The sequence below is a fragment of the Enterococcus bulliens genome, from assembly GCF_053761865.1.
Map to the genome: position 1 here is coordinate 24,779 of NZ_JBSMXK010000001.1, position 21,767 is coordinate 46,545.

The window sequence follows — 21,767 nt, forward strand, 5'->3', positions numbered from 1 at the left end:
ATTTGATCTTCCAACCATTTTGCCCGCAACGTAAATCCCCATAGAGCAAATCCCGTCATAGCTAAAATGAATAAAAGTAGTAGCATCTGAATCCTCTCCTTATGATATGAAAATCCATCACACTAACTATTGATTGAGTTTCCTGTCATTTGATTTTTTTAGCTAAGCGTGAGAACAAATACCAATTATATAGTACCGCTAAAATCAATAGTCCATTGCTGATAATAAATAATCGATCCTTGTGGTAGATAAACACAGAAGACATCAATAATAGGATAGCTGCAAGTAATACGACGAATATTACAAAATGGATCACACCGACTAATTTATGCATCTCCTCACCTCATATTCTCTTTTCTATTATTTCTTTTTAGTTTGCTTTCCTAAAGACTCAAAACACCACCATGCAAAACCAGACAACACTATAATACCTATAAATAGCAATATTCTACATTTGCTCCTTCTAACTAGGCACAGCTGAAATTATGTAGACCAACATTACACTCATTATGTAACCGTTATCAAAAAAATATAATAACAATATGTCAAACGATTGGCTTTTGATACCATGTATAGTTTAGGACAAAGTGTTTAGTTTCTATGCAATGATTTGAGAAATTTCTAATTTCAGATAATCGAACTGATTGTCATCACAACCCGTAATGCTTAACACAATTTCAATCCCTTCGTCAGTGGAAAATGTACAATACTTTTCTTAATTTACGTTCCTTGTCTCCCATAAACCCACCTCTTTCTTGTATATACAGTATATTATTTAAACAAAAAACCTGTATCCTTCCATTCAGAAGAGTACAGGTTTTTATTCATCTTCTATTTTTGCATATTAATTAAAAAAACTTGTATTATCAGGAACATTTTCTAAATATACAATTTTGCCTTGTTCATCTAAACGCGCAATGTCCATACCTTCTTCAGTATAGACGCCCGTTTCAAAACGTTTGCCACAGATAGCCCAGTGTGTTTGATACGTTCCATCTGCTTGTTGTTCCCAACCATTGTACATATGCACTAATTGTTCATTCGTTTCATAGACTTTCTCGATAAACGCACGCCAATTTTCTTTACCTTTGATTTTACGGCCATTTAATACAAAAACGAGCTTTTCACTGAATAATTCGTGGAGTGCTTCTTTTTGGGCAGTCCCCTTTCTTGCTTCATCGAAACGTGCAAAATAATCATCTAATATCATGGTGTTCACTCTTTTCTTTTTGATCTTTAGATAGCTTACGTTATTTCACCTAAATTAGCGACTAATCGTCTCGGTTTTTTGTTATCAAATCTATATTTTTGGAATAAAATTCAATTATTTCTCAACGAATCGTATTTTTATTCATAAAAACTCTTTACTTTATACCTTTTATTTTGTATCATACTGTATATAAATTGAATTTAAATACAAAAATAAATGAATTATGCGAGGGTTTTTTATGAATTATACATTAGGAGTTGCACTTGATTTTAGTAAGATCTTCAAATGGTTGCCAACATTTTGGCAAGGTACACTCGTGACGATCGCCTTAGCTTTGATGACGGTTGTTTTAGGTTCGATTATCGGCCTGATTGCTACTTTAATGAAACAATCACGCTTTAAACTTTTACGCTTCATCGCAAAAGCGTATACCCAAGTCGTACGTGGCACCCCGTTGCTTTTGCAATTATTTTTATGGTTATATGGTTTTCCGATCATCGGCATTAGCTTACCAGCCTTACCTTTTTTAGGAGATATCTTAGGTTCACGTGAATTTTTGACCGCAGTCGTAGCCTTATCGATCAACTCAGGTGCTTACATCTGTGAATTACTTCGCGGTGGATTACAATCAATCGATAAAGGACAAATGGAAGCTGGTCGTTCACTTGGATTAAGTCGTGCGCAAACAATGCGTGCTATCATTATCCCTCAAGCCGTCCGGGTCGTATTGCCTGGACTTGGAAATGAATTTATCATGATGATCAAAGAATCTTCGATCGTATCAGTCGTCGGTGTATTTGATGTCATGTATACCTACAATATCGTCAAAGCTTCAACTTATTCAATTTTTGAACCGTTGATCGTCGTGGGGATCATCTATTTCCTACTGACCTCCGCTTTGACTGCTTTAATGAATCTATTAGAAAAGAGGATGCATGTCTATGATTAAAACAACTAAGCTAAAAAAAGCTTACGATGACTTAGAAGTATTAAAAGGAATCACAACACAAATCAATAAAGGTGAAGTTGTTGCTGTCATTGGCCCTTCTGGATCGGGAAAGTCGACCTTTTTACGTTGTCTCAATTTAATGGAAACTCCAACAAGTGGTGAAGTTTTATTCAAAGACACGCTCCTGACTGATCCAAAATTAAAAGAAGCACAGATCGATGTGATCCGTGAAGATATCGGCATGGTATTCCAACATTTCAATCTTTTTCCTAATAAAACGGTTATGGAAAATATCTGTCTTGCACCAGTGATGCGAAAAAAAGCCACTCCTGCCGAGGCCTTACTAAAAGCTGAAGAATTACTAAAAAAAGTTGGTTTACTAGACAAAAAAGACGCCTATCCAAATCAATTATCTGGCGGTCAAAAACAGCGGGTCGCAATCGCTAGAGCATTAGCCATGGAACCTGAGATGATGTTGTTTGACGAACCGACGTCAGCACTGGATCCAGAAATGGTCAAAGAAGTGTTACTTGTAATTCAAGATTTAGCGAAAAGTCATATGACTACCGTTATCGTGACGCATGAAATGAATTTTGCGAAAAAAGTAGCTTCGCGCGTATTGTTTATCGATCATGGTCAAATTATTGAAGAAGGCACACCAGAAGAAATTTTTGATTATCCAAAAGAAGAACGGACAAAACTATTTCTAGATAAAATTACATTTTAAAAAAGGGAGCTTTTATTATGAAAAAATCATTCAAATTCGCGTTAACATTCGCCCTCACTACATTGACTACATTATCACTTGCAGCATGTTCTTCAACTAATGCAAGTTCAAGTGATAAAGATACCCTAGATAAAATCAAAGTATCAGGAAAATTAGTTGTTGGGACTTCTCCTGACTTTCCACCATCAGAATTTTATATTTTAAATGATAAAGGTGAAAGAGAAATCGTCGGAAGTGACATTAGTTTAGCGAAAGCGATCGCCGATAAGATTGGTGTAAAACTCGATATCAAAGCGACTGACTTTAACGGTGTATTAGCGAATATCCAAACAGGTAGTGTGGATATGGGGATTTCTGGATTTGTCGGTACAAAAGAAAGAGAAAAAATCATGGACTTCTCTGATGGATATGCTCAAGAAGTTTCGGACGGCTACCAAGGGATCTTGACAACAAAACAAATCGCAGAAAAATACAAAGATTTAGCAGCATTGAAAAAAGCGGATCTTAAAGTTGGTGCACAATCCGGTGCGATTCAATTTGAACTCGCTAGTACAATAACGAAAGACGCAAATATCAAACAATATGGTACGATGGATGCAGCAGTATTGGCTTTAAATTCTGGTGATATCGATGCGGTAACTGTTTCGACTTCATCTGTGGAACCATTACTGGCTTCATTCCCAGATTTGACGATCTTGCCAAAAGATAGCTTTAACTTAGACCCTGAAGATAAATACGCTACAAACGTCATCGGGATTCCTAAAAATGACAACAATGCTTCATTTATTAAACTCATCAATGAAGTCATCAAAGAAAATAAAGAGAACGGCAATTTAGAAAAATGGAAAACCGAAGCCACTGAACAAGCGAAAAAAGCCATTACTGAATAGTAAATGAGAAAGAAGGAACTTAAATGACAGTCAAAGAAACCCTAACCCACTCGATCGAATCCAATATCGATGCCTATATGGATCTAGTTCAAACCATGTACAACAATCCTGAAATCGGAAACGAAGAATTTGAAACAATGGCACTACTTGTTGACTATTTGACAAAAGCTGGTTTTGAGACACAATCGGCTTATGTCGTACCTACTGGATTTCTAGCAACGTACGATACCAACAAACCTGGTCCAACAATCGCTGTGATGTGTGAATATGACGCGCTACCTGAAGTTGGTCATGGCTGCGGGCATAACTTGATTGCTGCAATCGGTATCGCAACTGGTGAAGCCGTGAAAAAAGTTATCGACAATTACGGTGGAAAATTATTGGTTGTCGGAACACCTGCAGAAGAAAACTTTGGTGGAAAAGTCAGCATGGCTGATGCGGGCGTCTTTGATGATGTTGATGTTGCGTTGATGGTCCATCCGGCAACAAATCACGGTGTGGGAAGTCGTTCAAGTGCCTTATATCCATTGAAATTTGAATTCTTTGGCCAAACAGCTCACGGTTGCCATCCAGATCTTGGCCGTTCTGCACTTGATGCTGCGGTTATGAGTTATGTTCAAATCAATCTATTGCGCCAATATGCAGCACCAAATAGCTACATCCACGGTATCATTAAAGATGGCGGTGAAGCAGCAAATGTCATTCCAGGCTACGCTTCATTAGAATATTACTTTAGAGCACCTACGATGGCCTATGCGACTTATTTGAAAGATCGTGCAGTTAAAGCCGTTGAAGGAATTTGTCTAGCAAATGACGTAACAATGAAGACCTCTGTCTATGAATGCCCTTATGACGATACAGTCATCAACTACGGTCTAGCGGAATTATTAACAGAGAAATATCAAGAAATTGGATTGACTGATATTGCTCCTGTCGATGAGATTGCAACAGGATCGACCGATGTAGGTGCTGTAAGTTATAAATGTCCGACGATTCAAGGATTCATCAAAATCGCTGGTGAAGAAGTCGGTGCGCATACGATTGAAATGGCCAATGCGACGATTTCTCCTGAAGGTAAACAAGGACTGATCGATGCAGCCAAAGGATTATCTTTCACGATTCTAGAACTATTAGAAAAACCAGAAGTTCTCGCTAAAATCCAAAAAGAACAAGAAGAAACTTTAGCAAAACTTGCGAAAATCTAAAAAAGAGACGTGCTGAAATAAAATCAGCACGTTTTTTGATTTTTCTGCTTTCGTTCAAGCTTCATTTAAGTTAGACGTTGTATTCTTTATTCATACTCAAACAAACCCAAACAAACTAATTTTTTCATTTCTTTCTCCCTACCTCACTAGTCCCCGCTAGTGAGTTTTTTTGGTGTATACTAGATGTTAAAGGAGGATGGAAATATGACCTCGACAATACGCAACGCAAGATTTATAAAAAACATCATCATACCGTAACACTTCATGAAACTATATCATTTCACTTATCTTCAGATGATGAAGACAATGAAACATTACGCATCACAACGAGTATTGAACGTGCAAAAAAATTAGTTGATACGATTTTTCCAGAAAATCAGAAATTACAACTGATCATGATATTGCCAGATAATTTCAAAAAAAATATTCTAAAAAAATTATTACGTCGTTATACATTTACTATTATCGATAGTTTTTGTACGGATTCATGGCAAGAATATTACGACAAGCCTGTTACTGTGCTTGTCGTTGAAACCTCCATCAACAACCTTAGATTAACTAAATTAATTGAAGGTATCTGCTATCAAGATTTTCCAAAATATGGAAAATTAACTGTTGAGATTCCAATTATTTTCTATAATAACCAAACAGATACACTGCTTACAATTTATGATGATCGTTTTGCAGATGTTTGGTCATCTAATCTAAAAATTCAACAAGAACTAAAACAAAATGTTTCATCATGGATTTTAAATTAAATATCTTGGGGGAATTTTTTATGAAAACATCAAAAACTGTGGCATCGTATTTACAATCTTTGACCTTTACTTCGAGTAAGGAAAACCAGTTAATTGATCACGCCTTACATCAGCTAGAACTAAAGCAAGACGAAACTAAGGTTCTTTCTGAATTATGCGCTAACCTTAGATTACTTGCCGTAAAACAGCAGATCTCTAAAGAAGGCCTTGAACTGTTCACTATGCTGCAAGAGCCAAATTTTGTAAATGATTTTGGTCGTACAATTAATTTATGGTTTTAAGTTTCAATTAAGCTAGACATTGTATTCTTTATCCATACCCAAACAAACCCAAACAATTTTTTTCATTTCTTTCTCCCTACCCCACTAGTCCCCGCTAGTGAGGTTTTTTGATAAAAAAAAGCCTCCTAAACTATCAGAGGCTTTCTAAACTCATGTTTAAAATAAATTCAATGTTCCGATTCGTTCGACCGCTTCAACTAAACGTTCGCTTGAAACAGTCAAACCAATACGAACATATCCCTCTCCTTCTATTCCAAAGCCTATCCCCGGTGCTGTCGCCACAGCTACTTTGTTTAATAATAGATCACTAAATTCTTGACTAGTCATCGCTTTTGGTACTGGCATCCAGCAATAAAATGCGCCATCAGAAGGATATGCTTGCCAATTGATTTTAGCAGCTGCTGTGATAAATGCTTTTCTGCGTGTTGCGTATTGTTTAGCAATTACAGCTAACTGCACTTCGTCTTGTAAAGCTGCGATTCCAGCTTCTTGAAGAGCCGGAAAGATCCCGACAAATAAATGATCCTGCAAGCGATTGATCGCTTCAATGATCGTGGGATTTCCTACTGCAAACCCAATACGCCAACCAGCCATATTGTAAGTTTTTGAAAAAGTATACAGTTCAACACCAACTTCTTTTGCGCCTTCTGATTGCATGAAGCTAACTGGTGCATCGATACCATCACCTAAAGCACCATAGGCAAAATCATGTACCACTGCCAAATCATGTTCTTTTGCAAAAGCCACAGTTTCATCAAAAAATGCTGGAGTAGCCTGAGCACCAGTGGGATTGTTGGGATAGTTTAAGTAGAGTAATTTAGCCGCTTGTCTTAACTCGGCCGACCATGTACGATAATCTGGCAAATATCCGTTTTCTGCTTTTAGTGGAATCAATTCTTGTTTTACGTCTGCTAGCGTCACACCAGATAAGTAATCAGGATAGCCCGGATCTGGTAAAACTAAGGTATCACCAGGATTTAATAGCGCTAATGGCAATTCGACTAATCCGATCTTACTTCCAGCTAGCACGGCGATCTCTGTTTCCGGATCCAATGTCACCCCGTACTTTTTTTTGTAAAAATCTGCTGCGGCTTGTTTAAACGAAATACCGCCACGAAATTGTGAATATTTATGGTTTTCAGCGTGTTTTAATGCTGCAATCGTAGCATTTACAACCGTATCGGGCGTGGGTTGATCAGGATTTCCTTGACCTAAATTGATCACATCTGCACCAGAAGCGATTTTTTGATTGACCTTGGCAACAAGTGTGGCAAAAAATTGTGTCGGTAAAGCTTCGACGGTTTTTGAGAATTTAATTGGCATCGTTGTTTCCTCCTTTGCGAATTTGTTCATAAAAATCTGGACGCGTATCACTTAATACAGACATCGCTTGACGAGCTTGTTGAATTTTGTCTAACTCTAACTCCACCTGAGCAATTTGCTCATTATCGGTCAGTTCAAGTATGATCTCACCAGTGGGGTCAACGACTAAAGAATGTCCGTTATACTCATTTTCTGGATCACAGCCCACACGATTGACGGCAATGATGTAGGCTTGATTTTCGATTGCACGTGCTACTAGTAATTTTTTCCATTGTTCGATTCGAGGTTTTGGCCATTGTGCACATAGGATAAATACATTACTTCCTAAACTTGCTTGTACTTTGAACCATTCTGGAAACCTTAGATCGTAGCAGATAAGTGCAGCATAATTAAATCCATCTTGCTGGTAGTGCCCAGTTTGATTGCCTGCACTTAAATATTTTTCTTCATGCATCAGTCCAAATAGATGAACTTTGTCGTAATACGTGATGACTGTTCCATTCGAATCCACGATATAAGCACGGTTGACATACTGATCGGCCACTCGTACTGCGACCGATCCACCAAAAATCGTCACGTGATACTGTTTAGCTAAAGCTGTTAAACAAGCTTGTGTTTGTTGACCTTCGACATCTGCAATTTCAGCTAAACGAGTCAAGTCATAGCCGGTATTCCACATCTCCGGCAAGACAACAAGGTCTCCTTGGTGTAAATCTGCTTTAGCAAACAATGTCTTCACGTTTTGATAATTTTTATCAGGCTCACCAAACACAATATCCATTTGTATTAACACTACATTTTGTCTCATATATTTCCTCCTTTAGAATACAAAAAAGCCCTTCTCGCAATTGCGAAAAGGGCGAATAAATTCACGGTACCACCTTTTATTTGGGCTCAAGCTGTTAACGTAGCAACACGTTTGAATCGTTCAAAAAACTCCCAGTTCATCTAATAAAGAACCAGCATCTAAGTTCCACCATTCTTAGACTCGCTATAGCTGTCATTTCTTCATCTCTACTGTTCATCGTTTTTTCATTTATTTTTAATGTTGATTTATTTTAACGAAACTTATTTTTCTTGTCAACCTGTCTTTTATTCAGTAAAATTCCTACCTAACGGCGCAGGACAGATTCCAAATTCGATTCCTTCTTTTTTAACTTCTTCATACGTGACACGCCCCATGATCGTCGTGTCTACTTGTGCGTCAAACTCTTCATATGTGGTTTTTTCGCCAGTTGGAGTATCAAATAGCCATTGCAAACTATCGTGTTCATCAGCTAAATAACCATCTAGACTAATAGCTCCATAAAAACAAACTTTTCGCATCTTTTGTACTCCTTATAATTTATTCTCAAACTGAAGTGATATCACGATATCCAATAACTCTGATACTTCATCTAAAGTGAGCAATCCATTCATCTTGATGATCTCGTGATCTACTTCCACAACATGTAACTGTTCCAAAGTGAATGTTTCTGGTAAATCGGCATCGGTTTCTACGAAAAATAGATTTGTAATCAAGGATTTTCCTTTTAGCTATTCATACTGTTTTTTAAAGATAGTATCTTCATGAAGTGCTTGGAATCCTAAAAATTCTTGGTTGCGCTATAAGTTCATCAGATACCTTTACATAATACGTAATCCTCATCTGTCGACACGCTCCTGACTAAATTGCTTTAGCTGTATTTTTTTGATAAACCGTACCATAAGCATCGCGGATCAAATAATGATGATCGACTAAGAAGCGTCATAAAATCGCATAATCTGGATAGAACGCTTTTAACACGTCGTTTACTTCTTTTTCGGTATACAGTTTATCTTCTAAAAATTGCGCACTAAGATAGTCAAAAATCAATTTTTTATCTTTATTTTTTCTAGGGATTGTTAATAATTTCTTTTCTTTAAAAAAGCGATCAATACTCATTTTAGTAAGCCCCCTTATAAAAAAAGCTATTCAGTACATTTATTTATCTTATTGCAGCATTCTATGTCTTTTTTAGAGCACCATCATAGTCTTTAAAAATCTGCTTGAATTAATTTAGCTAATAGCACTTTGATCGTTTTCTGCTCAATAGGTGTGAATTCTTTTAATACTTCTTGATTTAATGTAGTCATTGCTTTTTCTATTTCATGTTGCAATGACTTTCCTTGCGTTGTCGCTTCGACCCAAACGATTCGTCGATTGGTTTCATCTGTCATTCGCGTGATCAACCCTTGTGCTTGCATTTTATTTAAAATACCAGATACAGTAGGTGCCTCCAATACGAGTAATTGTCCGATTTCTTTTGGCGTAATTTTTTCTTGTTCAAACACACAATTCAAAATTCCAGCTTGGGCTGGAGTCAAGTCGGCTTCTTCTAAAAGTTTACTATAATATTTAAATACTTTATGCTGGGATACACTCAACAAAAAGTTCATACAATCGTTTAACATAACAAGCTCCTTTTACTATAATTGACAAACGTATCATAACATGCTAAATTCGCTTTGAGAATATTTTTGTTACAAAACTATTTTAAAGGAGAAATTATTTATGAACCCATTTAAAGCCCTAGTGGTAAAAGAAGAACAAAATCAGATTCAGTATACGGTTGAAGATACACTTACACTTGACGATCTTTCTGCTGGAGAGGTGATTATCAAAGTCCACTACTCTTCAACAAACTATAAAGATATGTTGGCTGTTCAAAAAAATGGCGGTGTGATCCGCAACTATCCAATGATTCCGGGAATCGATCTAAGCGGTGAAATTGTTGAATCAACAGATCCTCATTTTACTAAAGGACAAAACGTTTTAGTGACTGGATATCAAATGGGGATGAGCCATACTGGTGGATTTTCTGAATTTGCACGGGTACCCAGTGAATGGGTCATTCCTTTACCCGAAAGCTTAACGCCAAAAGAAGCAATGATCTTAGGCACAGCTGGTTTAACTGCAGCATTATCGATCGACGCTTTAGAAAAAAATGGGCTAAATGCTAAAAAAGAACAAACGATTTTAGTCACTGGTGCAACAGGTGGTGTCGGTAGCCTAGCCGTACAAATGCTCGCAAAAGCTGGCTATACACAGATCATAGCTTTAGTGCGTAAAGAACATCAGGTCGAAGTCGCAAAAAAATTGGGTGCTACTGATGTTCTCTTGTTAAGCGAGTTCAACTTTGAGAAAAAACCATTGGCCAAGCAACAATTCCATTATATTTTAGATACAGTCGGTGGCGAACTCGTTTCGGATTTACTGCCATACGTCTTTTACGACGGTAGCGTTTCGCTATGTGGAAATGCTGGTGGGATCAAATTGACGACAACGGTATTGCCGTTTATTTTACGTGGGATTAACCTTTTAGGAATCGATTCTGTGAATATTTCCAATGAACGCCGGGTTGCAATGTGGGAGAAAATGGCGACAGACTGGAACACCACCGGTACTACTTTGGTGAATGAAACGACATTAGAAGGATTACCTGAAGTACTCGCACAACTAAAAGAAGGACGTCATTTAGGTCGGACGATCGTAAATGTACAAAAATAGTTTCATTTAAGCCTGATTTAAGTTATCCCCTGTACAGTCTAAGCATACCCAAACAAACCAATGATTTTCATTTCTTTCTCCCTGACTCACTAGTCCTCGCTAGTGAGTTTTTTTTATGCTCTTATACTGTCTAGATCGATAAACTAGATTACAGATTTGCATTATAAAGAATTTACAACACATCGGATACTGATATCAAAAATAGATGAAAGGAATCTATCTAATGAATACAGTCAAGCTATGATTTCAACGGCTATGGTACGCTCATCTATTTTAGTATCGCAGCCCTCTATAGTTTGATTACTATTGTGTTAGGTATTTTTTACTCAAAAAAGTGATTCTATTTTTTATATGGCTTAATATTCGGTACAGCTTTAGCACCATTTTTATTACTTTTTCTATTAAATCATTTTCCAATCCAATAAGTTCCTAGCTAAACCAAAAATCCCCTCACCTATTTGATGAGGGGATCTTTTTATTTTTTCACTAAAATCGCTAATGTTTGATACGGTTCTAAGCGCTGATTTGATTCAAGTGTCGTCTTGTCAACATTCGTCAATAAGATCTCACCAGCTACAAAACGTTCTGGTATCTCGATCGTCGTTTGATCGCCATAATAATTATTCAGGACTAATAGCTCAGCATCTTCTGTCTGGCGCACGTAAGCAAACACTTGATCATGATCTTTAGCATATGCTTCATAATCCCCTTCAGCAATCACTTCATATGTCTTACGCAAACGAATCAACTCTTGATAAAAACCAAAGATTTTTGGATCATTCAGCTCATGTTCCACCGTAATATCAGCATGATTGCCAACTTTTAACCAAGGTTGTCCTTTACTAAATCCAGCATGTGTACTGCTGTCCCATTGCATCGGCGTCCGTGCATTATCACGTGACTTCAAGCTCACAATATGCAAAGCTTCTTCAGCTGTTTTCCCTTGATCCATCAGCATTTGATACGCATTCTTTGATTCGATATCTTCAAAATCATCGATCGAACGATAGTCCGGATCGACCATCCCGATCTCTTCACCCATGTAAATAAATGGTGTACCGCGATTTAAATGCATGGTCGCTGCCAACATTTGCGCTCCACGGATGCGATAATTTTCGACATCGACAAAGCGATTTAACGCACGTGGTTGATCGTGGTTATTCCAGAATAAGGCATTCCAACCATCGCCTTCGCTCATTCCTTCGCCCCATTCATGTAAAATCGAGGTCAGTTGTTTAAAGTCGAAAGGATAATCGGTCCATTTTTGACCATTTTCATAGTCGACTTTTAAATGATGGAAATTGAAGATCATCGTTAACTCTTCACGATCAGGACGGGTGTATAAAATCCCATTTGGTACCGTTGTTGAGCTCATTTCACCAACTGTAATGATCGTAGGATCCGCGCCAAAGGTCTGACGATTCAACTCATGGATAAAGTCATGTGCGATCGGGCGATCCGTATATTCAAATTTACCTTCTTGATCAGCAGCATCTTTTAAGACAACATCTTTGCCGATAACATTGATCACGTCGAAACGAAAACCCTTTACACCTTTTTCCATCCAAAAACGAACTACATTAAATAATTCTTCGCGGACTTCCGGATTATGCCAATTTAAATCTGCTTGCGTTGGGTCATATAAATGTAGATAATAGCGATCCGTATCGCCAAACTTCGCCCAAGCATTGCCACCAAATTTAGATTGCCAGTTGGTTGGTGTATCACGCAAGATAAAATAGTCTTGATATTTTTTCTCGCCAGCTAAAGCTTTTTGGAACCATTCGTGATCCGTTGAGACATGGTTTAATACCATGTCCAACATGATCTCGATATGAAGTGCTTTTGCTTGTTTGACTAATGCTTCAAAGTCAGCCATCGTACCAAAACGAGGATCAATGGCGCAATAGTCTGAAATATCATAACCATTATCTCGTTGTGGACTTGGATAAAAAGGATTTAACCAAATCATATCGATACCTAATTCACGTAGATAAGGTAATTTTTCTTTGACACCATTTAGATCGCCGACTCCATCGCCTGTCGTATCGTAAAATGATTTTGGATACACTTGATAGATTACGGTATTTTTCATACGTAGCCTTCTTTCTTTTTTTCGATCCTTAAAGTGAAGTCACATGAATGATCGCGTCATTCACTTTAACTGATCCTTCTTGCATCAAGGGATCGACTTGATAGTTACTTGGATTGGTAATAATAATCGGTGTTTGTGTTTGATAGCCCGCTTGTTCGATCGCTGCTTTATCAAACGTTAATAACAATTGACCTTTTTTCACTGCATCGCCCTGTTTGACATGTGCCGTGAAATGATCACCATTTAGTTGTACGGTATCTAATCCTACATGCATCAACAATTCGATTCCCATTTCATCAACTAAGCCAATCGCGTGTTTACTTGGGAACAATAAACTGATCGTCCCATCTAGTGGAGCATAGAGTTTTCCTTCACTTGGTTCGATCACAACCCCTTGTCCCATCGCACCTTGTGCAAATACTGGATCTACTGAATGACTAAGTGGGAACAATTGACCGTTTAATGGTGAAAATAAAGTCGTTTCTTTGACGGTACTAACTGGTGTCACTGGTGTTTCTAAACTTGGATCGATTGGATCTAATGCTTCCCCGACACGATCGATTTTATTAAAGATGCCTGCTCTTCTAAAGAATAATGTTAAGAAGAATGGTACCGTAATGGCAATCAACATCGCGATTGCAAAAACGCCATAGTAATTGGCTTTGATTGCTAAAATTCCTGGAAGTCCACCGACTCCAATTGATAATGCACGTACGCCGAAGATCGTAACAAACATTCCCGCGATCCCACTACCGATCATGGCTGCAACAAATGGATACACATATTTTAAGTTGATCCCAAACATCGCAGGTTCCGTAACCCCTAACCAGGCAGAAATTACTGATGGAACAGATACTTGTTCTTCTTTTTTGTTGCCACGGTGCGCAACTACGACTGCTAATACGGCCGCACCTTGCGCAATATTTGATAGACAGATCATTGGCCATAAATTCGTTGAACTAAAGTCAGCAATCAATTGAGTATCGATCGCAAGTGTTGTATGGTGCAAACCAGTAATTACCAGTGGTGCATAGAGGGCTCCAAAAATCCCACCGAACAACCAGCTAAATGATGACGTCAAACCAGCATTTACAACAGTTGAGATCGCTGAACCGATTTTCCAACCAATTGGACCTAAAATCAAATGAGCTGCTAAAATCGTTGGAATCAATGAGAAGAATGGGACAAAAATCATTGAGACTGCTTCTGGAATGTGTTTACGAAAGAAGCGTTCTAAGTAAACTAATAGGAAACCGGCTAACATCGCTGGAATAACTTGTGCTTGGTATCCGATTTTTTCCATTGTAAAAAATCCAAAGTCCCATGTCCAGTTTTGTGCGATATCTGCTGCACTAGTACTATTTACCGCATACGCATTTAATAATTGTGGTGAAACTAAGGTGATCCCTAATACGATCCCCAAAATCTCAGTCGCCTTCATCTTACGCGTGATACTCCAAGTGATCCCAACTGGTAAGAAGTGGAAGATTGCTTCACCAGGAAGCCATAAGAAGCTATTGACACCATTCCAGAAAACGGAACTTTCGGTAATTGTTTTGCCATCCAAAAAGCCCATTGGAACAGTTTCTAAAACATTACGGAATCCTAAAATCAAACCACCGACGATAATTGCAGGTAATAATGGCGTGAAAATCTCTGCTAATAAAGTGACTGCACGTTGTACGGGGTTTTGATTTTGTTTAGCGGCTGATTTCACATCATCTTTTGAACCGCCCTCTAATTTAGCAATCGACACAAATTCTTGGTAAAACGTCGGGACCTCGTTCCCGATGATGACTTGGAATTGTCCTGCGTTGGTAAAGATCCCACGAACGGAATCAAGATCCTCGATTTTTTTCTCGTCTGCCTTTTTAGGATCAACCAATACAAACCGCATCCGCGTCGCACAATGTGTAATCGCCGAAACATTATCACGACCACCAACATACTCTAGTAACTTAGTTGCATCTTTTTCAAATTTCCCCATGATCTGTTCTCCTTCCACTTGTAGGTACAAGTCATCTTAAGTCCACTATACGAAAATAAAAACCGTTTGTAAAGCGCTTGCAAAATAACAACAGCGCTTATTTTTCTCATTTACTAAATTTTTCTCATTTTATTGTCTATTTCTTAAGAAAATCCATTATTTAACAGATTGTTGTTGGTAATTCATCCCACAAGTAGCATATATTCTATTATTTTTATTAAATTTTTCTAATCTTTTTATTCGTTGTAGATTTTTTTGATTTATTTTATACTTGTATTGAAGAAATACGTACAAGTTAGGAGTCATAATAATGAAAGCCTATGAAATGATCTATCAACTTTTAGAAAACCATATTTTAAAAGAAGAATTTGCACCTGGAGAATACTTACCAAGTGAGAACCAACTCAGTCAACAATACAATGTATCTCGTGATACTGTGCGTAAGGCATTAGCTCGTTTGATGGCAAATGGGTATATCCAAAAAATCCAAGGGAAAGGTTCCATCGTTTTAAAACGCGAACAGCTTCGTTTCCCGATTTCTGGACTAACTAGCTATAAAGAACTTCAAAACTCTTATGGGTATAGTGGTCATACTAAAGTGGTGTTATTGACTGAAGATACGATCAATGAAGCCACTAGTCTCACAACTGGTTTTGATATCGGCGAAAAGGTTTGGGTCTTGTTACGTACACGTGAAATCGATCATCAAAAAGTAATTTTAGATAAAGACTATATCGCATGTCGTTACGTGAAGCATTTAGATGAATCGATTGCGAGTGATTCGATTTATAAATACTTTGAACAAGAACTGCATCTTAATATTTCATTTGCCGAAAAAGAAATCCGAATCGATCACTTACAAGAAACGGATCGACTATATCTCGATTTAAACCATAATGACGTCAATATCGTGTCGATTCAAAGTCGAGTTTTTTTAGCCAATGCCCAACAATTTCAATATACAGAAAGTCGCCATCGCGTGGATAAATTTCGTTTTTATGATTTTGCTAGAAGACATCCCACTACATTTTGATCGGTATTTCTCAAAAAGTGGTACACTTACGGTGAAATGAATCGAATAGAAATGAGGAATGCTACATGTGTACAAGTTTTACTTTACAAGATGCTGATACAACGATTGTTGCACGTACAATGGACTTTGGCTTTGAACTAGATGGCCGACCTGTTGTATTTCCGAAAAACTATCTTTTTCATACACAACTTGGTCATGAGATCTCGTTTCCCTATGGCTTTATGGGAACAGGAAATCCTAAAATGGGGGATTTACTCGCAGATGGGATTAATGAACATGGTGTAACGGTGATGGAGCTTTATTTTCCAAATGAAGCAATTTATGCTGATCAACCCGATCCACAAAAAACGAACCTAGCACCTCATGAATTTTTGATGTGGGTATTGGGTACGATTGATTCTGTTGCCACCTTACGTCAAAAACTGGATCAGATCCAGCTAGTCGCTTTAAAAAATCCGATATTACAAGTCGTATTGCCATTACATTTTATTGTTTCTGATGAAACTGGGGACACGATCGTTTTGGAAAGCTCTGCTAGTGGCTTACATTTAAAAGAAAATCCTGTTCGCGTTATGACGAATAGCCCCGAAATGGAATGGCATTTAAAAAATCTAAATAATTATATTGGCTTACAAACTCAAAATTTCTCAAATAGTGCATTCAATGAGTTCACTGCACATCCATTTGGCCAAGGTTCTGGTACATTCGGCTTACCTGGAGGATTTACTGGACCGGAACGCTTTGTCCGTATGGCTTTTTTACGTGCAAATATCCAAAAAAATCAAGGATATGATGCATTACTGACAAATACGTTGTCTTTACTAGAGACCATAACAATTCCTAAAGGTGTCAATGTCAAAAATGACGGTAGCATTGACTACACGCAATACAAAGCATTTTATGACACGAAAAAAAGAAGTTATTTCTTTAGATCCTATACACAATCTGAAACCTATCAATTAACACTCACAGAAGAACTTCTTTCATTGGAACAACCAAAAGATTTTCCAATTACACAAAATTTTATCACCCACATCCTTTAAAAAAATACCGCTATTGCTTTCTTTGTAGAAAACAATAGCGGTATTTTACGCATATACTGGGACTAAGTTGATCAAGGTTTCCATTTTCTCTAATACGGCTTGTTGTTCATTAGAACCGATGATCTCTTTAGCTAATATTTTGATATCACGTACTGCATTTGACGGTGCGAAACTATTTTTCGTTTGTTTAAACATACCGATATCATTATAGTTATCACCGAAAACTGCGATTTCTTCTGGTTTTAAATCAAAGAACTCAAGCATTTTTTGAATGCCAACTTCTTTTCCAGCTTCTTTGGAAACAACATCAATCGCTCCATGACCACTAGCTACGATTTGGACACGATCCCCAAATACCTGTTGCAATTCAGCCACTGCTTCATGTACGATCTCAGCTGGAAAATTCAATCCAAATTTAAAAATATCGTCTTCGATCGGTTCTGAAAAATCGATCAAATCGATCTTAGGATAGAAAAAATACGCCATTTCCAAAAATTGAGCTTGTTCGTCTTTTGCAGCGTAAACCCCATTTTTTCCAGTCAAAATCATATGTGCTTGTTTAAAATGCGTTTTAATGTAGGCAATTAGGACAGGATACAATTCTTTTGGTAGCGTCTGAGCGGCGAGTGTTTCTCCATGGTAGCGAATATCGGCACCATTATCGGCAATATAAAACAAGTTTTCCCCAAAATCTGGAAAATACTCGATCAACCGATCATACTGATTACCAGATGCAACTACAAAATGCATACCACGTTCATTCATCATCTTTTTTAAGCGTAAAAAACGTTCACGATCATACGTCTTTTCCTCGTTTAAAAAAGTACCATCCATATCTACTACAATTGCTTTTATTGTCAAAATTGTCAACCTCTCTTTTTGTGTTGCTCCTAGTATAACAAAAAAATGGAATGAAATGAGACATGATATGCATAACATATGTATTTATTGAATTTTTTTATCATTTATTTAATCATTTTGGATTTCTTCATATCTAGTAGATTCTATTTAGAGTAATTTCTTCAATCAAACAAAAATTTATTTTCTGAAAAAGTATTGAAAACTTTTCATATCGTGTTATAATCATTTTAATTTCATTATAATCCTTTATTGATCTGGCCTGTTTGCTATTTCATATCAAAATTTAGTGAAAAAAAGCACATTCACTAAACGTTTTATCAAATTCATTTACTGGGGGAATTTTTTTGACGATCGCGACAAATGAAACTTACCAAACAAAAATTATTGGCTTAAAAGGACGATACCGGGTAAAAATCGTCACTGTACTCACAAATACTGCAGTGGTCGAAATCATACATAACAATCAACTAGAACACAAACTGTACCTAGCACGATTGACTGATTTAACTTAATACATAAAAGAGGTTGTAACAGAAGTGGGCAGCTCTAAGAAATAAGCCACATAATTTCGATAATAGATTGATCTATTTCGATAATTATGTGGCTTATTTTTGAAGGCGCTACTTCTGAAATACCGTTTATTCGATTTTTTTAGAGGTTGTGACAGAAATCTGTCACAACGGCTTTATTTAGCTGCTAATTCAACGATTTTAACAAGTGTTTCCGCAGTTTTTTCCATCGCTTCTTTGGTAATAAATTCATATTGACCATGAAAATTTTCGCCACCAGTAAAAATATTCGGTGTTGGAATCCCCAAGTAAGAAATTTTGGACCCATCTGTTCCACCACGAAATGGCGTAACGATTGGCTTTAATCCTACTGCTTCAATCGCAGCTAGTGCTAACTCTACACTTTGTGGGTGTTGATCTATAATTTCACGCATATTGTAGTACTGATCTTCAAGTGTCAAAGTGATTCGCTCATAATCAAATTCTTGATTTAGTTTTTTGATGATTTCATACAAATTTTGTTTACGTTCCGTAAATTTTATACGATCATGATCGCGAATAATATACGTCATCTCAGCTTTTGCAATCGTTCCAGAAATATCATGTAATAAATAAAACCCTTCACGGTCGCGTGTTTCTTCGGGTACTTCATCTTGAGGAAGTGCTTGGTCGATCTTTTGAGCAATCTTTAAAGCATTAACCAAGCGTTTGTAAGCAGTTCCTGGATGGACACTAGTTCCTTCGATTTGAATCTTTGCTTGTGCTGCATTGAATGTTTCGTATTCAAAATGACCTAAGCGACCACTATCGATCGTATACGCAAACGCAACTGGAAAACGTGTAACATCAAACAAATCTGCTCCCCGACCGATTTCTTCATCTGGACCAAATGCAACATAAACATCTCCACGAGTCTTTTTATCCCAATCTTTGATTTGATCTAATAAACTAAAAATCTCAACGATCCCGGCTTTGTCATCTGCACCCAGTAAGGTCGTCCCATCTGTTGTAATCAACGTCTGCCCTTGATAGTCTTTCAAATTTGGAAACTCAGCTGTCCGTAATACGATTCCTTTTTCTTGATTTAACAGTACATCTTGTCCGTTATACTCAACATGAACTTGTGGATTGATATTTTCAGCTGGAAAATCTGCTGTGTCTAAATGTGCGATAAACCCAATCGCTGTCTTTGTCGGATCACCTTTTAGTACAGCTGTTAAAAATCCATTGCGCTCTTCATAATGAATCTCATCCAATCCCAATTCATGCAACTGTTTTTCAAGAATCTTTGCAAATTCAACTTGTCCAATCGTTGTTGGTACAGTAGTCGACGTGGCATCTGATCGTGTATTCAATCGAACATAGCCTAAAAAATTCGTTAATATATCATAAGTCATCTTATTTTTCACCTTCTGTAATTTTCGCTGTTTTTAAGTCAAAATAAGTACCATATAAAGGATACTGAATTCCTTTGATCGTATCTCGGATCAAATAATTTGAAGCACTTTGGTAAAGTGGCACTTGCGCGGCATCTTTTTCTAATAATTGTGTTTCAGCCTGTTTGTAATCTAAAAATTGCTTATCTGGATCATTAGCATCTGTCGTTTTTGCGGCTTCAACCAATGTACGATAGGTGTCATTTTCATATCCACCATAGTTATACGCTGAATCCGTTTGATATAAATTAAAATACGAATCTAAATCACTACTTCCCGCGATCCATCCCGATAACGACAGCTCGTAATTTTTGTCGCGACGTGCTTGATTAAGATTATTTTTTGGCTGTGGTGTAATCACGATTTTCACACCGGGTAAAGTGTCTTGGATTTGAGCTTGGATATATTCTGAAATCTTCTTACCATTATCATCATCTGATACCAACAAATCAACTGTTACATTGGATCCCAATTCTTGTTGCGCTAACGTCCACTCTTTTTGTGCTTGTGTTTGATCGTAGACCAAATAGTCACCACTATACTCGCGAAAATCTTGTTTGGTCTCTGGATTTTGATAGAGATTTTCTGGGATCAATCCATTTAACGGTTTAGAGCCATCGTTTAGTACTTGTTCTGCTAGATCTTCTTTATTAATTGAATGCGCGATCGCTTGTCGTAAATGAACATTAGCTAATGGTGTACCTTCTTTTTTATTAAAGTCTAAAAAATAGTTTGCAATGTCATTATGCGAAACAAATCCTGGATCTTGATTGTACTGTTGAACGTTTTGACCACTGATTCTCACTAAATCGAGTTGCTTATCTTGATATAAGTTAATTCCTGTTGTTTCTTCTTTGATTGTACTACCATCAATTTCTTCTAATTCCACTTTGTCGTGGTCATAGTATTCCTTATTGGGTAATAATGTCCATGTATCACTTGTTTGTGACCAATTTTTGACGATAAATGGACCTGAGTATAGTAATTTTTCGCTCGTTTGTGCATAATTTTCTCCTTGTTCTTCAATGTAACTTTGTTTTTGTGGCGCTAACCAAGCAATCGATACCACAGATAAAAACGATGGTTGCGCTTGAGCTAATTGAACGATAAACGTTTGGTCATCAGGTGCCGATAATCCGATCGTCGAGATATCTTTTTTGTCTGTACGAATATCATAACTATTCACTACACTATCAAGCAAATAAGCATTCGGTCCTTGAGTTTTTGGATCGACTAGACGTGTCCAAGCATACAGAAAATCAGCAGCAGTCAGTTTAGTTCCATCGCTCCATTTAAGATCATCTCTCAATGTAAACGTATACGTTTTTCCATCCTCAGAAATCGTAACATCTTTTGCTAATCCTGATTTTGGTGTTGCGCTTTCGTCTAAACGATACAATCCTTCAAAAATATTTTGCGCGATTGTAAATGTATTTTTATCCGTCATTTGTGTCGTGTCTAACGTAGATAACGGTGCTGGTAAACTGATTGCAATTTTTTGTGCTGTTTCTTCTTTTGCGGTTTCTTGTGCCTTTGCTCCGTAACATCCACTTAAAACTAACCCGATTCCTACTATAATTGCGCTGTTTATCCATTTTTTCACGCCTTTTCCCCCTTTTTTTCATTTAAGCTTAATAAAAAAAGAGACTCCATCCTTATAATAAGGACGAAGTCTCTACTCCGCGGTACCACCTTTATTGTCTTAACGACAACTCTTTTGCACGATCATGCATCAGCGCGATAACGGGCGCATACGTTTTTTTCTACTTATCGAAAAAACAACTCCGAGACCATTTTCCCAATCGCTACGCTACTTTGTTCCACCATTTCCAAAGCTCTCTATGATCCGCAACTTGATTCGTACTTTTCTCTTCAACGTTTTTATTTGCTTTAAATGTTAAAAATATTAAAACATAAAGAGAAATAAATGT

The 21,767-nt window shown here is 37.2% G+C and carries 22 protein-coding genes, 1 pseudogene and 1 other annotated feature; of the genes and pseudogenes, 10 read left to right on the top strand and 13 right to left on the bottom strand.

The annotated features are described in order from the left end of the window. Window positions 1–145 precede the first annotated feature (145 nt). Together ACWOEC_RS00140 and ACWOEC_RS00145 are read right to left on the bottom strand one after the other, a co-directional pair. A complete protein-coding gene (locus ACWOEC_RS00140) occupies window positions 146–334 on the bottom strand; it encodes a hypothetical protein (RefSeq protein WP_455305300.1) in 189 nt (62 codons plus the stop codon). A gap of 510 nt (window positions 335–844) precedes the next feature. Beyond that, entirely contained in the window at window positions 845–1,210 is a 366-nt protein-coding gene (locus ACWOEC_RS00145) for a nuclear transport factor 2 family protein (RefSeq protein WP_455305301.1), read from the bottom strand. Between the two features lie 238 nt (window positions 1,211–1,448). Here ACWOEC_RS00145 and ACWOEC_RS00150 point away from each other — a divergent pair, with 238 nt between their 5' ends. The 6 genes from ACWOEC_RS00150 to ACWOEC_RS00175 all read left to right on the top strand — a co-directional run bounded on the left by ACWOEC_RS00150 (window position 1,449) and on the right by ACWOEC_RS00175 (window position 6,020). Beyond that, window positions 1,449–2,159, top strand: a complete 711-nt coding sequence (locus ACWOEC_RS00150; RefSeq protein ID WP_455305302.1) for an amino acid ABC transporter permease — start codon at window positions 1,449–1,451, stop codon at window positions 2,157–2,159. Then, window positions 2,152–2,886, top strand: a complete 735-nt coding sequence (locus ACWOEC_RS00155) for an amino acid ABC transporter ATP-binding protein (protein WP_455305303.1) — start codon at window positions 2,152–2,154, stop codon at window positions 2,884–2,886. Before ACWOEC_RS00150 ends, ACWOEC_RS00155 begins: the two co-directional genes overlap by 8 nt. Before the next feature lie 17 nt (window positions 2,887–2,903). Beyond that, a complete protein-coding gene (locus tag ACWOEC_RS00160) occupies window positions 2,904–3,776 on the top strand; it encodes a transporter substrate-binding domain-containing protein (protein ID WP_455305304.1) in 873 nt (290 codons plus the stop codon). Between the two features lie 23 nt (window positions 3,777–3,799). Beyond that, complete coding sequence (locus ACWOEC_RS00165; protein ID WP_455305305.1) at window positions 3,800–4,981, top strand: amidohydrolase; 1,182 nt, start codon at window positions 3,800–3,802, stop codon at window positions 4,979–4,981. Between the two features lie 176 nt (window positions 4,982–5,157). Beyond that, on the top strand, window positions 5,158–5,739 hold the full coding sequence (locus ACWOEC_RS00170; protein ID WP_455305485.1) for a DUF3885 domain-containing protein: 582 nt from the start codon (window positions 5,158–5,160) through the stop codon (window positions 5,737–5,739). Window positions 5,740–5,759: 20 nt separating this feature from the next. Next, window positions 5,760–6,020, top strand: coding sequence for a hypothetical protein (locus ACWOEC_RS00175; RefSeq protein WP_455305306.1), 261 nt, complete (start codon window positions 5,760–5,762; stop codon window positions 6,018–6,020). Window positions 6,021–6,176: 156 nt separating this feature from the next. Here the strand turns inward: ACWOEC_RS00175 and ACWOEC_RS00180 are convergent, their stop codons facing one another. The 6 genes and pseudogenes from ACWOEC_RS00180 to ACWOEC_RS00205 form a co-directional block, all read right to left on the bottom strand. Then, window positions 6,177–7,343, bottom strand: coding sequence for an aminotransferase class I/II-fold pyridoxal phosphate-dependent enzyme (locus ACWOEC_RS00180; RefSeq protein WP_455305307.1), 1,167 nt, complete (start codon window positions 7,341–7,343; stop codon window positions 6,177–6,179). Continuing rightward, entirely contained in the window at window positions 7,333–8,151 is an 819-nt protein-coding gene (locus ACWOEC_RS00185; RefSeq protein WP_455305308.1) for a carbon-nitrogen family hydrolase, read from the bottom strand. The genes ACWOEC_RS00180 and ACWOEC_RS00185 overlap by 11 nt, the downstream gene beginning before the upstream one ends. A 341-nt stretch (window positions 8,152–8,492) precedes the next feature. Further along, window positions 8,493–8,669: pseudogene (locus ACWOEC_RS00190) on the bottom strand (dihydrofolate reductase family protein); the annotation flags it as partial. 12 nt (window positions 8,670–8,681) lie between these two features. Continuing rightward, window positions 8,682–8,864, bottom strand: a complete 183-nt coding sequence (locus ACWOEC_RS00195; RefSeq protein WP_455305309.1) for a hypothetical protein — start codon at window positions 8,862–8,864, stop codon at window positions 8,682–8,684. 226 nt (window positions 8,865–9,090) lie between these two features. After that, window positions 9,091–9,267, bottom strand: coding sequence for a DUF2087 domain-containing protein (locus ACWOEC_RS00200; protein ID WP_455305310.1), 177 nt, complete (start codon window positions 9,265–9,267; stop codon window positions 9,091–9,093). A 92-nt stretch (window positions 9,268–9,359) separates the two neighbouring features. Continuing rightward, the gene (locus tag ACWOEC_RS00205; protein WP_455305311.1) at window positions 9,360–9,776 is read right to left on the bottom strand and encodes a MarR family winged helix-turn-helix transcriptional regulator; all 417 of its coding nucleotides are present in this window, start codon (window positions 9,774–9,776) and stop codon (window positions 9,360–9,362) included. Window positions 9,777–9,876: 100 nt separating this feature from the next. On the opposite strand from ACWOEC_RS00205, the gene ACWOEC_RS00210 reads away from it, so the two are divergent. Then, window positions 9,877–10,872 (top strand): YhdH/YhfP family quinone oxidoreductase, encoded by a 996-nt coding sequence (locus ACWOEC_RS00210; protein WP_455305312.1) that lies wholly within the window; start codon window positions 9,877–9,879, stop codon window positions 10,870–10,872. Window positions 10,873–11,347: 475 nt separating this feature from the next. Here the strand turns inward: ACWOEC_RS00210 and treC are convergent, their stop codons facing one another. Both treC and treP read right to left on the bottom strand, forming a co-directional pair. Beyond that, on the bottom strand, window positions 11,348–12,967 hold the full coding sequence (gene treC / locus ACWOEC_RS00215; protein ID WP_455305313.1) for an alpha,alpha-phosphotrehalase: 1,620 nt from the start codon (window positions 12,965–12,967) through the stop codon (window positions 11,348–11,350). A 28-nt stretch (window positions 12,968–12,995) separates the two neighbouring features. Beyond that, window positions 12,996–14,954: a PTS system trehalose-specific EIIBC component gene (gene treP / locus ACWOEC_RS00220; protein ID WP_455305314.1), complete on the bottom strand. Its 1,959-nt coding sequence runs from the start codon at window positions 14,952–14,954 to the stop codon at window positions 12,996–12,998. 310 nt (window positions 14,955–15,264) lie between these two features. On the opposite strand from treP, the gene treR reads away from it, so the two are divergent. Next, window positions 15,265–15,987, top strand: a complete 723-nt coding sequence (gene treR, locus ACWOEC_RS00225) for a trehalose operon repressor (protein WP_455305315.1) — start codon at window positions 15,265–15,267, stop codon at window positions 15,985–15,987. Between the two features lie 65 nt (window positions 15,988–16,052). Then, complete coding sequence (locus ACWOEC_RS00230) at window positions 16,053–17,030, top strand: choloylglycine hydrolase family protein (RefSeq protein ID WP_455305316.1); 978 nt, start codon at window positions 16,053–16,055, stop codon at window positions 17,028–17,030. Between the two features lie 45 nt (window positions 17,031–17,075). Here the strand turns inward: ACWOEC_RS00230 and ACWOEC_RS00235 are convergent, their stop codons facing one another. Next, the gene (locus tag ACWOEC_RS00235) at window positions 17,076–17,891 is read right to left on the bottom strand and encodes a Cof-type HAD-IIB family hydrolase (RefSeq protein ID WP_455305317.1); all 816 of its coding nucleotides are present in this window, start codon (window positions 17,889–17,891) and stop codon (window positions 17,076–17,078) included. A 344-nt stretch (window positions 17,892–18,235) separates the two neighbouring features. On the opposite strand from ACWOEC_RS00235, the gene ACWOEC_RS00240 reads away from it, so the two are divergent. Next, window positions 18,236–18,403, top strand: coding sequence for a hypothetical protein (locus ACWOEC_RS00240; protein ID WP_297077359.1), 168 nt, complete (start codon window positions 18,236–18,238; stop codon window positions 18,401–18,403). 173 nt (window positions 18,404–18,576) lie between these two features. Here ACWOEC_RS00240 and pepT read toward each other — a convergent pair whose 3' ends face one another. Together pepT and ACWOEC_RS00250 are read right to left on the bottom strand one after the other, a co-directional pair. Beyond that, a complete protein-coding gene (pepT, locus tag ACWOEC_RS00245) occupies window positions 18,577–19,797 on the bottom strand; it encodes a peptidase T (RefSeq protein ID WP_455305318.1) in 1,221 nt (406 codons plus the stop codon). A 1-nt stretch (window position 19,798) separates the two neighbouring features. Next, complete coding sequence (locus tag ACWOEC_RS00250) at window positions 19,799–21,439, bottom strand: peptide ABC transporter substrate-binding protein (protein WP_455305319.1); 1,641 nt, start codon at window positions 21,437–21,439, stop codon at window positions 19,799–19,801. A 56-nt stretch (window positions 21,440–21,495) separates the two neighbouring features. Next, window positions 21,496–21,721, bottom strand: a binding site (T-box leader). Window positions 21,722–21,767 lie beyond the last annotated feature (46 nt).

Excerpts from the sequence above, each read along its gene's own strand:
- ACWOEC_RS00155 (WP_455305303.1), top strand. The coding sequence starts at position 2,152 with ATGATTAAAACAACTAAGCTAAAAAAAGCTTACGATGACTTAGAAGTA.
- ACWOEC_RS00145 (WP_455305301.1), bottom strand. The coding sequence starts at position 1,210 with ATGATATTAGATGATTATTTTGCACGTTTCGATGAAGCAAGAAAGGGG.
- ACWOEC_RS00150 (WP_455305302.1), top strand. The coding sequence starts at position 1,449 with ATGAATTATACATTAGGAGTTGCACTTGATTTTAGTAAGATCTTCAAA.
- treR (WP_455305315.1), top strand. The coding sequence starts at position 15,265 with ATGAAAGCCTATGAAATGATCTATCAACTTTTAGAAAACCATATTTTA.
- ACWOEC_RS00140 (WP_455305300.1), bottom strand. The coding sequence starts at position 334 with ATGCATAAATTAGTCGGTGTGATCCATTTTGTAATATTCGTCGTATTA.
- ACWOEC_RS00165 (WP_455305305.1), top strand. The coding sequence starts at position 3,800 with ATGACAGTCAAAGAAACCCTAACCCACTCGATCGAATCCAATATCGAT.
- pepT (WP_455305318.1), bottom strand. The coding sequence starts at position 19,797 with ATGACTTATGATATATTAACGAATTTTTTAGGCTATGTTCGATTGAAT.
- treP (WP_455305314.1), bottom strand. The coding sequence starts at position 14,954 with ATGGGGAAATTTGAAAAAGATGCAACTAAGTTACTAGAGTATGTTGGT.
- ACWOEC_RS00175 (WP_455305306.1), top strand. The coding sequence starts at position 5,760 with ATGAAAACATCAAAAACTGTGGCATCGTATTTACAATCTTTGACCTTT.
- ACWOEC_RS00230 (WP_455305316.1), top strand. The coding sequence starts at position 16,053 with ATGTGTACAAGTTTTACTTTACAAGATGCTGATACAACGATTGTTGCA.
- ACWOEC_RS00185 (WP_455305308.1), bottom strand. The coding sequence starts at position 8,151 with ATGAGACAAAATGTAGTGTTAATACAAATGGATATTGTGTTTGGTGAG.
- ACWOEC_RS00180 (WP_455305307.1), bottom strand. The coding sequence starts at position 7,343 with ATGCCAATTAAATTCTCAAAAACCGTCGAAGCTTTACCGACACAATTT.
- ACWOEC_RS00200 (WP_455305310.1), bottom strand. The coding sequence starts at position 9,267 with ATGAGTATTGATCGCTTTTTTAAAGAAAAGAAATTATTAACAATCCCT.
- ACWOEC_RS00160 (WP_455305304.1), top strand. The coding sequence starts at position 2,904 with ATGAAAAAATCATTCAAATTCGCGTTAACATTCGCCCTCACTACATTG.
- ACWOEC_RS00210 (WP_455305312.1), top strand. The coding sequence starts at position 9,877 with ATGAACCCATTTAAAGCCCTAGTGGTAAAAGAAGAACAAAATCAGATT.
- ACWOEC_RS00205 (WP_455305311.1), bottom strand. The coding sequence starts at position 9,776 with ATGTTAAACGATTGTATGAACTTTTTGTTGAGTGTATCCCAGCATAAA.
- treC (WP_455305313.1), bottom strand. The coding sequence starts at position 12,967 with ATGAAAAATACCGTAATCTATCAAGTGTATCCAAAATCATTTTACGAT.